The organism is Neptuniibacter sp. QD34_54, assembly GCF_047778055.1.
Taxonomy (GTDB): Bacteria; Pseudomonadota; Gammaproteobacteria; order Pseudomonadales; family Balneatricaceae; genus Neptuniibacter.
On record NZ_CP180546.1, the window covers coordinates 1,439,262 to 1,453,638 of the forward strand.

A 14,377-nucleotide genomic window follows, 5' to 3' on the forward strand; every position below is an offset into this window, starting at 1 on the left:
AAGGTCCTAATGACAGATAAGCAATCACCAAATCAGTCATCCAGAGGTACTGTTTTATTGGTAGACGATGAAGCCATGGTGCGGAAATCTACCGAAAAATGGTTACAAATGGCCGGTTTTGATGTGATTGGCTGTGATAGCGGCCAGCAGGCGCTTAGCCATATCCAAGTCGATTTTCCCGGTATTGTTGTCAGCGATGTCAAAATGCCAGAGATGACCGGCTTAGAGTTGATGGATAAAATCTTGGAGACTGTGCCCGGTTTCCCTGTGGTTCTGGTAACCGGCCACGGCGATGTAGATATGGCCATTGGTGCCATGAGAAAGGGCGCTTACGATTTTATTGAAAAACCTTTCAACCCAGAGCGCTTAGTAGAGACAATCCAGCGAGCTTGTGAAAAACGCCGCTTGATGTTGGATAACCTTCGCCTGCAGCAAAATTTAGCGTCTTCTAGCGGAATCGATCAGCGCTTAATTGGTATCTCGCCAGCGATCAGGCGATTAAAGCAAGAGATCCTAACGCTGGCTGATCTAGATACTAATGTCATCATCTACGGTGAAACCGGTACGGGTAAAGAGCTGGTGGCGCAATCGCTACACGAATTTAGTCATCGTAAAGACAAACACTTTGTACCGATCAACTGCGGCGCGATTCCAGAATCTTTAATTGAGAGCGAACTCTTTGGTCACGAAGCGGGAGCCTTTACCGGTGCAGCTAAACGCCGAATCGGTAAGTTTGAATACGCCAGTGGTGGCACACTATTTCTTGATGAGATCGAGAGCATGCCACTTCATCTGCAGATCAAGCTACTACGTGCACTGCAGGAAGGTGTGATTGAGCGCCTAGGTGGTAATTCACCGATCAAAGTCGATCTCCGTGTCATTGCTGCGGCTAAAACCGATTTGCGAGAAGAGGAAGATTTTCGCGAAGACCTTTTCTATCGTTTAAACGTATCGCAATTACATATCCCACCATTAAGAGATCGTCTAGAAGATACGCCATTATTGTTTGAGCACTATGTGCGAATGACCTCGGAGTCTCATGACAAAGAGCAGCGATCACTGCCCGAGCAAGATTTCCGCACACTGCAAAGCTACCAATGGCCGGGTAATGTTCGCGAGCTAAAAAATATCGCCATGCGCTATGCCTTAGATAAGCGCGTATCGGTGAGTGATATTCTCTTCCCTGATACTAGTAATATGCAGGCTTCACATCTAGATGGGGATATTAGCCAACCTCTTGCTGTACAAGTTGCAGGCTTTGAGGCTGAAGTAATAAAGCGTTCTTTGCAACAGCATCAAGGCAATATCAAAGCGGTGATGGACGCGCTTGATTTGCCAAGACGTACGCTAAACCAGAAGATGGCGAAGTACGGGATTAATCGGGCTGATTACACTTAAAATACTTCGTCGACGTCATAAATGTATGAGTAGATTATTTGAGAGATAGAGTTTGTAGCTACAAGCTCTATCTAAAACGATTTACTTGTATTGCCTCCTAAGCTAGGTTAAAAAGTTAACTAAATCAGACAGATGGAAGTCGAGCGTTTGTAGGTACATCGATCATTTTGTACCTAGGCTGCTGTATCAATAGAGATAAGCATATGTGCGCGTTGCCACGGAAGAGTATTTTCATTTCTAAATAATTCCTTCCTTTTCAATTTCTTACATCTGTATTTGGCCAAATGGGGCAGGGTACTTACTTGCCTTCCATGTAATGTGAAAGTGATAGCTGATCGGAGTAGTTGTTAGTGAATATACTTGATGTTTTTAAGAATAAAGTGGGATCTTTACTTAATGAAAGTGACCAAGAAGCTAATGAAAAACTGATTGAGTTAGCGACGTTCTTCTACAAGATAGATAATCGGGTTTCACTGGAAGAGCAAAGATATGTTGATGAACTTATGGGCACTATAGAATGGAGCTCAACTATAAGTATTGAATAGTTTCAAAGATCTTGTGTTTCAAAAATAAATCAAATCATCAGATGCTCGGAAGAAGAAAAGTTATCGTACCTTTCTAATTTGATGAAGGAGCTATCCAAGCTCGGTGTAGCGGAAAAAGCTCAAGTCATAGCTAAGGAAATATCAGATTCAGATGGCGAAATAGCCGACGATGAAGTCACTTATCTTGATCTCGTGATGTCCCACGAGTGAAGCGGTAAGCTTGGAAAGCGTATATCTAGTGCGTTATATAGCCTATGAGTGATACGGAACTAGGAGCAAGTTCAAATTCTTTTCATTAAAGGGGCAAAGCCCTTTAATTCAGAGCCCTTCTGCCTTAATAAATGTATTTAGGAGTAACAAATGGATATTGAAACTCAAGCTCAAGCAATACGGGCTTCTTTACAGCAATACGCACTACCTACCGTAAAACTAAGCCCCATAGCTGAACACGCAAAGCATGTATGGAGTAGTAAATTTGGTGGCAAAGCCTATTGGCCTAAGTGCATGGATTATCCCAAATCTAAGGCTGGCGAAAAGTTGGTATTACTTGCTCAACTAAATTTTGCTGAGCTACCAAATATTGACGGTTATCCCGTAAGTGGTCTTCTTCAGTTCTTTATTGAAGATGATGACCTGTATGGTATGGACTTTGATAATCCAATCGAGGAAGTCATTAATTCTCCAAGTGGGTACAGAGTCGTTTATCATTCAGTTATTGAGATGAATACTGAATTACTGGAGAGCGATCTGCCAACACCTCATAAGGATAGTTACCTTCCTCTCACTCGAGAGTTTCGTGTAGAAGGCCGAGTTGAAAGCGAAATCCCTTCGCCTACTGATTTCCGATTTGAAAAATACGCATGTGATCCGTTCGATTATGAAGAGGATCTTGGCGAGTATATTTATGACAATTTTTCTTCCGAGGGGAGCAAGGTTGGAGGATATGCTTGTTTTACCCAAGAAGACCCGCGCAAGCTTGGGACAGATGGTCGATGGGTGTTGTTGTTTCAAATGGATTCGGAATCCGTAGGTGATCACGAAATTATGTGGGGTGATATGGGAGTCGGTAACTTCTTTATTGAAGAAGAGGCTCTAAAGCAAAATGACTTTTCTAAAGTTTGGTATAACTGGGATTGTTCATAGTGAGCCCTTTAAGTGGCATGGGAGCCTAATAGTTGAGTGAAAAGCTAAGGAACTAAAGGGGTCAAAGCCCTTTATGATTAACTACTCAGTTCCTGAATCGGTCTAAACTATTTCTAGAGCTGAGGCTTTTGGAAAGAGAAGCTATTTGAAATAGGGAGGGTTCGATATGAGTGTTGATCAGATTACGGCGTTTTTTGGCTGGGGTTCAGTTTTAAGTATTGCTGCTCTCCTTTTTACTACGCTGACTTTGATGTTAATGCGCTCGTGGGTGATTCCTTTGCATTCAAAACTGCTGGGTGTTGGTGAGGATCAGTTGCCTGTTTTGTACTTTAAATACTTAGCTAATTTTAAATTGCTGTCGTTGTGCCTGTTTATTATTCCTTACCTTTCTTTAAAGCTGATGGGCTATTAAAGCAAGACGCTCATCTTTGAACTAAAACAGTAAGCGATAAATTGACAATATTGCCCTAATCCATGACGATAGCTGTATGAGTATCAAACAAGATCAATACGTAGCACGAATTATCATCATTCCTTAGGAATGGTGGGACGCTTGATGCGCTGAATTTATTAAACCCACCCTAGACGGTGGGTTTATTGTTTCTACCTCTGGGGATGTTTGAATAGGGAGTACCCATGAGGAAAGTCGCAGTGTTTGGTAAGCCTGGTAGTGGAAAATCTACCTTGAGCAAAACCCTGGCAAAGGTAACCGGTTTGCCACTTCATCAACTCGACTCACTTTTCTATCAGAAAAGTGGCGAGCCTGTTGCACGTAAAACCTTTGATAAAGCCCATGAAGATATATTGGCCTCTGATAGTTGGATCATCGATGGCTTAGGCCCTTTGGGGGCTTTTAAGCAGCGCTTGGATGCGGCCGATACCTTGGTTTATATCGATCTTCCTTATCCCACGAGTTATTGGTTTGTTACGAAGCGATTGCTTAAAGGGCTATTTATCAAGCCCGAAGGTTGGCCGGAAGGTAGTTCTGTGCTGAGAGGAAGTATGCTGAGTTATAAAATGTTGCGCTTGTCGCCTTCGTTCTGGAACGATGAATTTATGGCGGAGGTTGAAGATATGGATAAGGATAAGTCTGTTTTTGTGATCCGTAGCCTTTCAGAGCTAAAGGCATTTATAGAGGTACATGCGAGGTAACATGATTAAGTGGCCAGCCATTATTAAGTATCAGGGAGATAATGAACTGATTTATATCGCCAGTGGATCTGTGTGGGAAACTGATCAGGATCTTCATGCCGTTGTTTATGATGCTGATGACCGTTTAATCGATTCGGATGGCGTCTTATTTTCTCTAGAGGAGAGAGAAGATCGCCTTGTCATACTAAGGCCCGTCGAAGCGTGTTTTGAACTTGAAGAAATGGTGGATTTGATCAGAGCGCATTTCTCTTCAATCGGTGAGTGCTGCGTATCTAAGTTTTCTATTGGCTCAATTGCCGAAGGAATTACTACTGTCGGCCAGTTTGAAGAACGCTGACATCTGGCAATAATCAGGTCAGGGTAGAATTATTCTGTTTGTTGCTTATTTGAGACGAAAAGTAAGTAGCAAACCAAAAATTATAAAAAACGGTTAGGAAAGAATATGATCAAAAAAATCACAGGTGTAGTCTCTCTTTGTGCAGCGATGATGCTGAGTACCTCAGTTTTTGCGGTTGAGCCAATTCAGCTAAATGGCAAATCTTACACTTATAACAGTAGCGAAGAGTTCACACATTCTTACTTCAATAATTCTGAACAAGATAAAGAGAACTGGAACGAAAAGGTTTCTGTGATTTTCTCATCTAGCACACGTAGTGAAGATGATCTTGAAGAGTTAGCTAACGATTTACGTGATGGCTACTCGCAGAACGGCCGTTTGGTAAAAGCGATTAAAATAGCGGCTAAAGATGGCGCTTCAACCAAGTTCGTTGTTGTTGGTGTGATGTCTGGTGAAGAGGTAGCTGAAGGGGTGATGGCCCGTGCTAGCCTTGTGGATGGTCACAGTGTAGTACTGATGTACTCTCACAGATTTTATAATGAAAATCGTGAGAAAGAGCTAATAGATTGGTTTGAAGCCAATGGCTTTAATATGGAAAAAGAGCTGATCGATTTCGCTGCGGTTCCTAACAGAGCTGAGTTTGCGGCGAAATAGATAAGCATCTATTTTACGAGCTAGTTAATATCTATCTAGTTCAAAAGAACGGGCGGTCTGTGTTGAGCAGTCGCCCGTTTTTTGTAATGGTGTGAGACGATTGGTCGTCGAGGTTTTCAGTATTAAGGCTATGGATAAGAGGAAACGGATTTACTAATCATGAAATCAAAAATTGCCTTATTGCTAATCGTGATAGCAGCGGTGTCGACCTTTTTATTCTTCTCATCAAGAACCGTCTATTACACTGAGCAAGATCCTTCTGGTCGATATACCGCGATTGTAAGTTATAGCACTTATAGATCTTTTACGCCGATGATGCCCGGATCGTCCTCAGATAAACCCGGATTTATAAAGATCGTAGATGAGCATAATAATGATTTAGGGGAGATCCCTTTGCCAATGCTTCAGCTAGCCGATCTGAAATGGACAAAAGAGGGGGCAGAGGTGAAGCTTATTGGCGAATGGAATTTTGCTAAAGGTTATGCTTTTTACTGGGATGAGAGTGGATCTAAGCAGATATTTGTTAGAGGTTCTGATAAGCAATAAGTAAAGATAGAGAGAGTTAGGCAGTAGGGGGAATAAGATTTGATGGTCCTAACTGCCTAATACACTATGGTGTTATCCAATATCTATTATTTTCTGTTGGTGTATTGCGGGGTAACAGCGGATTATCCAAAACGAAGATTTGTTTATCTTTCCATTGCTCCATAGGAAATAAACGTGACGTTACTGGGTGGCTTTGTAGATGTTTGTCTAACGAACCTGAATCTATGTTTGTTTCTAAACCTTTGCTGATACGTTCTGCGAGTTCTGGGTTTTTTGAACTCACAAAGAAGTACATAGGGAAGGGATAATAGATAACAAAATCCGTGAACAATTTTAAGTTTGGATAGATTGCCAATCTAGCGGCAACTTCACTACCGCCTTCGTGAATGCCGCGTGGAAAAAAGTCGCAACGGCCTTCAGCGAGTTCTGTAAACATGTTTTCATAGACAGGATTTCGACGTACAGCCATACCTGCATTTTCTAAAATGTCTGAATCAGGCCAATGAGCACCCTGGCAAGCCGTTAGTTCCTGTAGCTGTTCAAGGCTGGTAATTGCTTTGAATTTTTCTTCATCCTCAGCGCGAATAATACTGGCTCTAAAACCTAATAGGCCTTTAAGCAAAGGGATACGAATCGGTATTAGTGTTCGTTCACGTGAGATAGACGTGCCTGCCCAATACACATCTAACTTCGAACCTTTCGTTAGCTCATAAAGGGCACGTCCTTGTTCCATCTGAGAAGAGTATACAACCTGACTTGGACCATATTCGGCAGCAGTGCTTTCCAGAATATTCTGTAAAAGGGTCGTAAAGTAATGATGACTGACATCGTATGAAGATTGAGGTGCGATTGTTTTAATCTGGCTAACCTGATTAGCATGGGCGGGCAGTCCCAAACCAATTACAAGGAGTAGAAAAATTAAAAATATATTCGACTGTTCTTGCTCTGCTTTCCTTAGCGTTGAGGTAGAAAAGTTAGACAAAAACTTATAAAGCAATAGAGCGCCTCAATATTTGCTATTTGTAATACCAATAAGCGTATTTTGACAAAATTGTTTGAAATATTCTATTAGAAAAAAGTAATTATTACAGTTTTGTTACAATGATGGTGATGGTATAAGAGATTTCAATTAGAAAAAATTAACCAAAAGAAGGAACTGAGATTCGAAAAGGGGTGGTTTGAAGCAAAGAAAAAAACAGCTATCACTACTCTTGGTTTCTCTGCTTATAGTCAGATAAACAATTACTGACTTAAAACCCATTAAGAATTCTGACGTAATCGTTTAGTTTTGATCGAGATAGGTTGTCTGGTTGAAGCTTATCAGCGATGCCCAAGACCATTTGAAGCTGTGATAGATGATCTTTGTCTTCTGCGCTGAGTGTTTTAGCGTCATCAGAATTGAGATATTGCGTTAGTTCTGCAGAGGTCGTTTTAATATCCAGTGCGGAATTACTGTTGGTATTACCAAGGTTGTCTAAGACTTTCTTCGCTTTTTCCAGAGTAGTTACCAAGCTGTTCTCGCTAGATTCTTCACGCAGTTTACTGCTGAAATCATCAATAAAGTCACTTAACTGGCCGACAGTGTCGTCCTGCGCCGTTCCTAAACTTTGTTGGTCGGTCAGATAGCGTGAGGCTTCACTGTCGTTTAGAAAACCATATTCATTCAAGCGTTGGATAAATGCAGGTGTGATTTTGACGCTTCTTGGGCCGCCGCTGAAAAACTCTTCATTCAGTTTTTGAATTTTCTGCGCGCGATTTGAAAGGTTACTTGGCTGCGTTGAGGCCGTGTTACTTTCTTTTTCGGTTGCCGATGTATTTGTCGAAGCCGTTTCAGCGGTATTTTGGGTGGTGCCAACCGATGTTTGGTGTTGGCCGATGCTGCCTGTAGTCAGGGTCATCAGTAATGCCTTAGCGTCCAGTTAGGTAGTTTATTAAAGAGGTTATTCTCTCTGATTAGTTCCGTTATCTCTATGGGAAATATGATCTTTTTCTCCATTGATTATGCCTTTAAATTCGTTTGCTTCGTTAGATAAGCAATTTTTTGCCTACTTTTACGGATGCAGAATTCAGCTAGTGGATCCTTGTTAGCCTTTAGTCTTGTTTGGAGATCGAAAAATACTTTATGACGCTTAATCATTCTTTATATCAACAGGTTCGCCCACTGATCTCTGAATTCTCATCGAGAACTGCTGATTAAATCGAATTTTTGAGCGTAATTTTGCTTATTACTTGATTTTAGATAAGCAATATTTTGCCTATCGAGGTAAAGGGGTTTTGTGGGTTTCTTATAACTATCTGTTTTTAAATGGTTAATTTTAATTTTTGTTTTATGGCATACCCATTGCTATACAGAAGGGGTGTAACTCAAAACTTTATAAAAAAACCTCAAACTGGAGAAGGGTAAGAGGATGACAATAACAAAACGCACTTTTATTAAAGGTATGGGCGTAGCCCTAGCAATGAGTACAGCTATGGGCGCTGCAGGTCTGGCACAGGCTGATGATAAGCGCTCTTACATTTTGGCTACAGCATCTACTGGCGGTACTTATTACCCTGTAGGTGTAGCGTTGGCGACACTAACTAAAGTTAAGTTAGAGCCAAAACATAAGATTTCTATGTCCGCGATCAACTCAGCAGGTTCGGGTGAGAACGTTAAACTGTTGGGCGAAAACGAAGCTCAGTTTGCGATCCTACAAGGTCTATACGGCGCGTGGGCTTGGAATGGTGAAGGGCGTTTAAAAGAGACTGGCGCAAATAAAAATCTTCGTTCTGTAACTATGCTATGGCAGAACGTTGAGCAGTTTGTAGTTAAAAGTGACCTAGCTAAAACAGGCACAATTTCTGACATTACTGCTTTTGAAGGTAAAAAATTCTCAATTGGTAAAAAGAACTCAGGTACAGAAGGTTCTGGCCGTACGATCCTTGGCAATTTAGATGTTAATGTTGATGGCTTTAATCTAGCGCACATGGGTTACGGTGCTTCTGCTGATGCTCTTCAGAACGGTACTATCGAAGGTATGAACATCCCATCAGGTGTTCCAACGTCTGCGATTACACGTGCTTATGCTGCACTAGGTAGCGACATTACTGTTCTTAACTTTACTGATGAGCAGATCAAAGAAGCTAACGGTGGTTACCAGCTTTGGACTCGTTATCAGATTCCAGCGAATACTTATCCAGGTCAAACTAAAGCAATCAATACAATGGCACAGCCAAACTTCCTAGCGGTACGTGATGATGTATCCGAGGAAGATGTATACCTACTAACTAAAACTGTTTATGAAAACCTACCGTTCCTAAACGGTATTCATAAAGCGACTAAAGCGATGGCACTAGAAAAAGCGATCGCAGGTCTTCCTGTACCACTACACCCAGGTGCAGCGCGTTACTACAAAGAAAAAGGTATCAACATACCTGAGCACCTAACAGCTAAATAAGCTGGAGAGACGACTCTTCAGAGGAACTAAACGTTGACTATGTGGTCATTTAGTTTAGTTCCCAGCTTTTAGGTTCGACCCGGTGCAGACTCAGTTACCAGCGAGACTGAGATCTGCACCACCCTAATTCCTATATTACGATCATGGTCATCCGAACTCGGAAGGGGATCGGCTGGCTGTAATATCAGTGTGAGCGATCAGAAAGCATGGCTACAGAAACTTCTGTTACCGACCAGGAAGTCAGTGAAAAATTAAAAGGGCTAGAGTTAGCAAAGCGTCCAGAACAGTCGCTAACAGGGCGAGCGGTTTATTGGATTGGCGTAATGTTCGCCATAGCTCATATCTACTTCAATACTCTGGGTACTTGGTCAGAGCTTTATGTCTCTGCCATCCACTTTGGCGGTTTTGCGCTGATGTGTGGTTTGATGGTGCCTATGTTCAAAGGTGGTAGCGAGGCTAAGCAAAAGCTTGGTTTAGTGTTGGATGTACTGTTAGGCATCGCCGCTATTGTCTGTGCGCTTTACCTTATCGGTTTTGAAGATGCGCTGTATGACCGAGGTGTGAAGTTTGCCCAATGGGATTGGGTCTTCTCTGTGTGCGCAATCTTTATTGCATTAGAAATGGCGCGTAGAACAACTGGGTGGTTTATCCCTTGTTTAATTCTTGCTGCGCTGACTTATGTATTTTGGTGGGGTAAGTATATCGATGGCATTTTCGGTTTTGCCGGATTGAGTCTTGAGACGCTACTATATCGATCTTATTTCTCTTCAGAAGGTATGTTCGGTCAGATCGCGCGTATCTCCTGGACCTATGTGTTTATGTTTATCCTGTTCGGCGCTTTCCTAGTTAAGTCTGGTGCAGGTGATTTTATTATTGATCTATCCCGCTGTGCGGCTGGCCGATTTGTTGGTGGCCCGGGTTTCGTAGCGGTATTAGGTTCTGGCCTAATGGGTTCAGTATCAGGTTCTTCTGTAGCAAATACTGTATCTACGGGTGTAATTACTATCCCGTTAATGAGAAAGGCGGGTTTCCCTGCAAGATTCTCTGCCGGGGTTGAGGCCGCAGCGTCCACAGGTGGACAGCTAATGCCTCCGGTTATGGGTGCGGGTGCGTTTATCATGGCGTCTTATACTCAGATCTCTTATCTGGATATCATTGCCATTGCTGCTCTGCCTGCGTTGTTGTACTTCCTTTCTGTTGGCTTCTTTGTTCGTGTTGAAGCGAAACGTAGCCATGCGCATGCGGTTGAGTTGGATACACGCCCGATTGGTGAAGTATTTAAAGAGGGCTGGCACTTCCTGCTTCCTTTGGTTGTTCTAGTCGCACTACTTATCTATGGCTTCACCCCGACCTATGCTGCGGGCTTGTCGATTATCTCGGTGATTGTTTCATCTTGGTTATCCAAGAACCCAATGGGACCGAAAGCCATTTTGGATGCTTTAGCGCAAGGCTCTAAAAACATGGCAACCACTGCAATGTTACTGATCTCAGTAGGCTTGGTTGTGAATGTGGTTGCGATGACAGGTATCGGTAATACCTTCTCACTGATGGTGACTGACTGGGCGAGCGGTAGCTTGTTTATCACCTTGGTATTGGTTGCTTTAGCATCGCTAATCTTAGGTATGGGCTTACCGGTTACGGCGGCTTATATCGTATTGGCAACGCTTTCTGCGCCAGCGCTTTACGGTTTGATGGCTGAAAGTCGACTGTTGGATATGATTGTTGAGGGCACGTTACCAGAAGCAGCTAAAACCATCTTTATGCTGGTGGATATGGAGAAGGTTGCTTTGTTATCTGCACCTATGGCGGAAGCTGATGCCAGAGCGCTACTTGATCTAGTACCAGCGGACTTTAAAGGGCAGCTTCTAGAGCAGGCGATGGCGCCGGAAGTGTTGGCGATGATTCTACTGTCTGCACACATGATTATCTTCTGGTTGTCGCAAGACTCTAACGTTACGCCACCGGTTTGCTTAACCGCGTTTGCTGCAGCTGCAATTGCAAAAACACCACCTATGGCAACAGGCTTCACTGCTTGGAAGGTCGCGAAAGGTTTGTATATCGTGCCGCTTCTATTTGCTTATACCAACTTTATTGGTGGTACAGCGATGGAGGTGTTTAGCATCTTTATCTTTGCTGTCTTTGGTTTGTATGCCTTTGTTGGCTTTATGGAAGGCTATTTAGAAGGGAAGTTGAATATTGTTCTGCGTATAATCTGTGGCGCTCTGGCAGTTGCTCTGCTTTGGCCACACGGTGAAGTGCTGATCAATTTGGTTTCTGCGGCACTGTTCGCTGTGATCTTTATGTATAGCCGTCGTTTTGCGGATTCAGAAGGTAGTGCTGCATAGCACTGCCTTCGAGTACTGACTTAAGGATATTAGGTGTGAGCCTGACTTCAGATAAAAAAATATATGATTTCATTGTCATTGGTGGCGGCATTCTAGGGATGTCGACTGCGTGGCAATTACAGAAAAAGTATCCAGGCAAATCGGTCTTGGTTATAGAAAAAGAGTCCAGTGCGGCTCAGCATCAAACGGGTCATAACTCGGGTGTTATACATGCCGGCGTTTATTACAAGCCGGGCAGCTTGAAAGCACGTTTCTGTAAAGAGGGTAACGTAGCTACTAAAGCGTTTTGTCGTGAACACGATATTCCGTTTGATGAGTGCGGCAAGCTTTTAGTTGCGACCAACCAGAAAGAACTTGAGCGAATGCAGGCCCTTGTTGGCCGTTGTGCTGAAAATGGCATCGAAATAGAAGTGCTGGATCAAGCGCAACTAGGTGAGCGTGAACCTAATATCACTGGTGTAGGTGCCATCTTTGTGCCTTCTACAGGTATTGTCTGTTACACACAGATCTCCAGTAAGATGGGTGAACTGGTTGAGCAGGCAGGTGGTGAAGTTCGCTTTAATACTCGCGTTACAGGTATTGAAGAGTTCGCCGATCGCGTGACTGTTTTTGCTGAAAATGAGCGTTTCCAAGGACGCTTTTTAGTGAGCTGTTCGGGGCTCCAGTCTGATCGTATTGTTGAGATGATGGGGTTAGAACCTGACTTCCGTATCATTCCATTCCGTGGTGAATATTATCTGTTAGATGAGCAACACAATCAGATTGTTAATCATCTAATCTACCCGATCCCAGATCCTGACCTGCCGTTCTTGGGCGTACATCTGACCCGTATGATCGATGGTACGGTAACCGTTGGCCCTAACGCCGTGTTAGCGTTCAAACGTGAAGGTTACAAAAAGACCGATATCAGTTTGAAAGATAGCTTCCAGATGCTGACCTATCCGGGGATGATCAAACTGTTGTTCAAGCATTTCAAGGCAAGTATGACTGAGTTGAAAAACTCAATCTCGAAACCCGGCTATTTAAAGCTGGTTCAGAAATACTGCCCGTCTCTAACGCTAGATGATATGAAAGAGTATCCACCGGGTATTCGTGCTCAGGCGGTTTCTAAAAACGGGGATGTGATCGATGACTTCTTGTTTATGAATACGAGTAGAGCACTAGCGGTATGTAACGCGCCATCTCCAGCTGCAACCTCTGCTATCCCGATTGGTCAGCATATTGTTGAGCAGGTGAGTGTGTTAGTAGAGAAGTAAACAGAGGGGCTTTAGACGTCAAAGCGTGTAAAGCCCTCACTTTTCTGATGGCGTTGACCAAAGTGCTTTGCTTGGTTATCGCACTCTTGACGGAGTTGATAGTTAGCCATCATCAACTCCTTACAGATTTTGCACCACTCTTTGGCTTCAGGCTTCCCTAATTTTTGCAATTGTTCTTTACTTGGGTTGCCGTCCGTAGCGATCATCACTTCGGTGCATTCCTTACAATATTCCATTATTTTTCCTGCCATCTTTTTTATAGTTTTAATTACGTTGCAGCCTAGTCGCAAAAACTAGGTTTTGTTATCAGAAAAATTCTTAATTTGATGGTCTTTTGACTATTTGATGAGCCATCGTGATAGTGTTTCAGTTAACGATGGTTTTTCTGTAAACGAATAAGCAAGGATGTGAAATGAGCTTTATAGCATTATCGTTTATCTCTGTTTTTCTCTTGATCTTGTATTGGCAATTGCGACAACGAAAGGTAAAGAAGCAACGTCGAGAACTTATCGAGAGTTATGTCTTCCCTGAGCGTCTAACCGTAGAACTAAGAAAGCACTATCCACACCTTTCTGATACTGATTGTGACAAGGTAATAGAAGGGCTAAGAGTATTCTTTCTAATCTATCTAGCAGCAAAAAACAGAGCCATAGCTATGCCATCACAGGCAGTGGATGTGGTATGGCATGAGTTTATTTTGTTTACCCGTGATTATGAGTTGTTCTGTTCTAAAGCGCTTGGACGATTCCTACATCACACCCCAGCGGAAGCGATGACAAAACCAACCCAAGCGCAAGAAGGGATTAAACGGGCTTGGAAATATTCTTGTTTACGCGAGAGGATTGACCCTAAGGCACCGACACGTTTACCTCTTTTGTTTGCGATTGATGCTGAACTAAAAATTGAGGATGGCTTTACCTACCAGTTAAATTGCAAAGGTCGTGAAAACCAAGGTTATTGTGCTAGCCATATAGGGTGCACTAGTAGTGGTTGCAGCGGAGGTAGTTGCACCGGTGGTTGTGGAGGCGGTTGCGGCGGCAGTTAGCTGCTACCGCACATCAATGCCTGCAGGTCTTCGCGCAGTCCAGTAGTGTTTCTGCCAATAGGGGTTATCTAATCGACTGATGATCACCCCTTTACTGGTAGAGGCATGTAAAAAATGCCCTTCTTGAACATAGATTCCAACATGCCTTTGTTTATAACCTGTCTGGAAGAAAACCAAATCTCCTGCCTTTAGCTGACCTTTATCGATGTTGGAACCACTGCCTAGTTGATCGCGCGTCGTACGTGGAATATCTACACCAAACTGATCTCGGAATGTGACTTGAGTAAATGCAGAGCAATCAATGCCTGATCTATTGTTTCCACCAAGACGATAGGGCGTTCCTGCCCAACTATTATATTGATTGAGTAAAGCTTGGCTCACAGGTGATTGTGCCTGCATAGATACAGTTGGAGCAGGCGATTGTTTTAACGTACTTGAGCAACCGCTTAAAACAACACCGGTTAGTATAAGAACGATAGGAGTATAAAATTTCATCAAATTTCACCTTCTTTTCGTATA

At 43.0% G+C, this 14,377-nt stretch carries 16 protein-coding genes; 12 read left to right on the forward strand and 4 right to left on the reverse strand.

Features of this window, described 5'->3' with window-relative positions:
• Positions 1–9: 9 nt before the first annotated feature.
• From ACMXYP_RS06575 to ACMXYP_RS06610, 8 genes are all read left to right on the forward strand, one after another.
• A complete protein-coding gene (locus ACMXYP_RS06575) occupies positions 10–1,398 on the forward strand; it encodes a sigma-54-dependent transcriptional regulator (RefSeq protein ID WP_415884215.1) in 1,389 nt (462 codons plus the stop codon).
• A gap of 350 nt (positions 1,399–1,748) precedes the next feature.
• The gene (locus ACMXYP_RS06580) at positions 1,749–1,943 is read left to right on the forward strand and encodes a hypothetical protein (RefSeq protein WP_415884216.1); all 195 of its coding nucleotides are present in this window, start codon (positions 1,749–1,751) and stop codon (positions 1,941–1,943) included.
• Positions 1,944–2,303: 360 nt separating this feature from the next.
• Positions 2,304–3,086: a YwqG family protein gene (locus tag ACMXYP_RS06585; RefSeq protein ID WP_415884217.1), complete on the forward strand. Its 783-nt coding sequence runs from the start codon at positions 2,304–2,306 to the stop codon at positions 3,084–3,086.
• Between the two features lie 166 nt (positions 3,087–3,252).
• Entirely contained in the window at positions 3,253–3,498 is a 246-nt protein-coding gene (locus ACMXYP_RS06590; protein WP_415884218.1) for a DUF6868 family protein, read from the forward strand.
• Positions 3,499–3,722: 224 nt separating this feature from the next.
• Positions 3,723–4,238 (forward strand): adenylate kinase, encoded by a 516-nt coding sequence (locus tag ACMXYP_RS06595; protein ID WP_415884219.1) that lies wholly within the window; start codon positions 3,723–3,725, stop codon positions 4,236–4,238.
• Between the two features lies 1 nt (position 4,239).
• Entirely contained in the window at positions 4,240–4,575 is a 336-nt protein-coding gene (locus tag ACMXYP_RS06600) for a DUF4144 family protein (protein ID WP_415884220.1), read from the forward strand.
• A gap of 105 nt (positions 4,576–4,680) precedes the next feature.
• On the forward strand, positions 4,681–5,229 hold the full coding sequence (locus tag ACMXYP_RS06605; protein ID WP_415884221.1) for a hypothetical protein: 549 nt from the start codon (positions 4,681–4,683) through the stop codon (positions 5,227–5,229).
• Between the two features lie 159 nt (positions 5,230–5,388).
• Complete coding sequence (locus ACMXYP_RS06610; protein WP_415884222.1) at positions 5,389–5,775, forward strand: hypothetical protein; 387 nt, start codon at positions 5,389–5,391, stop codon at positions 5,773–5,775.
• A 64-nt stretch (positions 5,776–5,839) separates the two neighbouring features.
• Here the strand turns inward: ACMXYP_RS06610 and ACMXYP_RS06615 are convergent, their stop codons facing one another.
• On the reverse strand, positions 5,840–6,772 hold the full coding sequence (locus tag ACMXYP_RS06615) for a hypothetical protein (protein WP_415884224.1): 933 nt from the start codon (positions 6,770–6,772) through the stop codon (positions 5,840–5,842).
• Between the two features lie 253 nt (positions 6,773–7,025).
• Positions 7,026–7,673, reverse strand: coding sequence for a hypothetical protein (locus ACMXYP_RS06620; protein ID WP_415884225.1), 648 nt, complete (start codon positions 7,671–7,673; stop codon positions 7,026–7,028).
• A 510-nt stretch (positions 7,674–8,183) separates the two neighbouring features.
• On the opposite strand from ACMXYP_RS06620, the gene ACMXYP_RS06625 reads away from it, so the two are divergent.
• The 3 genes from ACMXYP_RS06625 to lhgO all read left to right on the forward strand — a co-directional run bounded on the left by ACMXYP_RS06625 (position 8,184) and on the right by lhgO (position 12,813).
• Entirely contained in the window at positions 8,184–9,212 is a 1,029-nt protein-coding gene (locus tag ACMXYP_RS06625; protein WP_415884226.1) for a TAXI family TRAP transporter solute-binding subunit, read from the forward strand.
• 206 nt (positions 9,213–9,418) lie between these two features.
• Positions 9,419–11,557: a TRAP transporter permease gene (locus tag ACMXYP_RS06630; protein WP_415884227.1), complete on the forward strand. Its 2,139-nt coding sequence runs from the start codon at positions 9,419–9,421 to the stop codon at positions 11,555–11,557.
• A gap of 59 nt (positions 11,558–11,616) precedes the next feature.
• Complete coding sequence (gene lhgO, locus ACMXYP_RS06635) at positions 11,617–12,813, forward strand: L-2-hydroxyglutarate oxidase (protein ID WP_415884651.1); 1,197 nt, start codon at positions 11,617–11,619, stop codon at positions 12,811–12,813.
• A gap of 11 nt (positions 12,814–12,824) precedes the next feature.
• Here lhgO and ACMXYP_RS06640 read toward each other — a convergent pair whose 3' ends face one another.
• Positions 12,825–13,049, reverse strand: coding sequence for a hypothetical protein (locus ACMXYP_RS06640; protein ID WP_415884228.1), 225 nt, complete (start codon positions 13,047–13,049; stop codon positions 12,825–12,827).
• Positions 13,050–13,225: 176 nt separating this feature from the next.
• On the opposite strand from ACMXYP_RS06640, the gene ACMXYP_RS06645 reads away from it, so the two are divergent.
• Positions 13,226–13,858 (forward strand): glycine-rich domain-containing protein, encoded by a 633-nt coding sequence (locus ACMXYP_RS06645; protein ID WP_415884229.1) that lies wholly within the window; start codon positions 13,226–13,228, stop codon positions 13,856–13,858.
• Between the two features lie 3 nt (positions 13,859–13,861).
• Here ACMXYP_RS06645 and ACMXYP_RS06650 read toward each other — a convergent pair whose 3' ends face one another.
• A complete protein-coding gene (locus ACMXYP_RS06650) occupies positions 13,862–14,353 on the reverse strand; it encodes an NlpC/P60 family protein (protein ID WP_415884230.1) in 492 nt (163 codons plus the stop codon).
• Positions 14,354–14,377 lie beyond the last annotated feature (24 nt).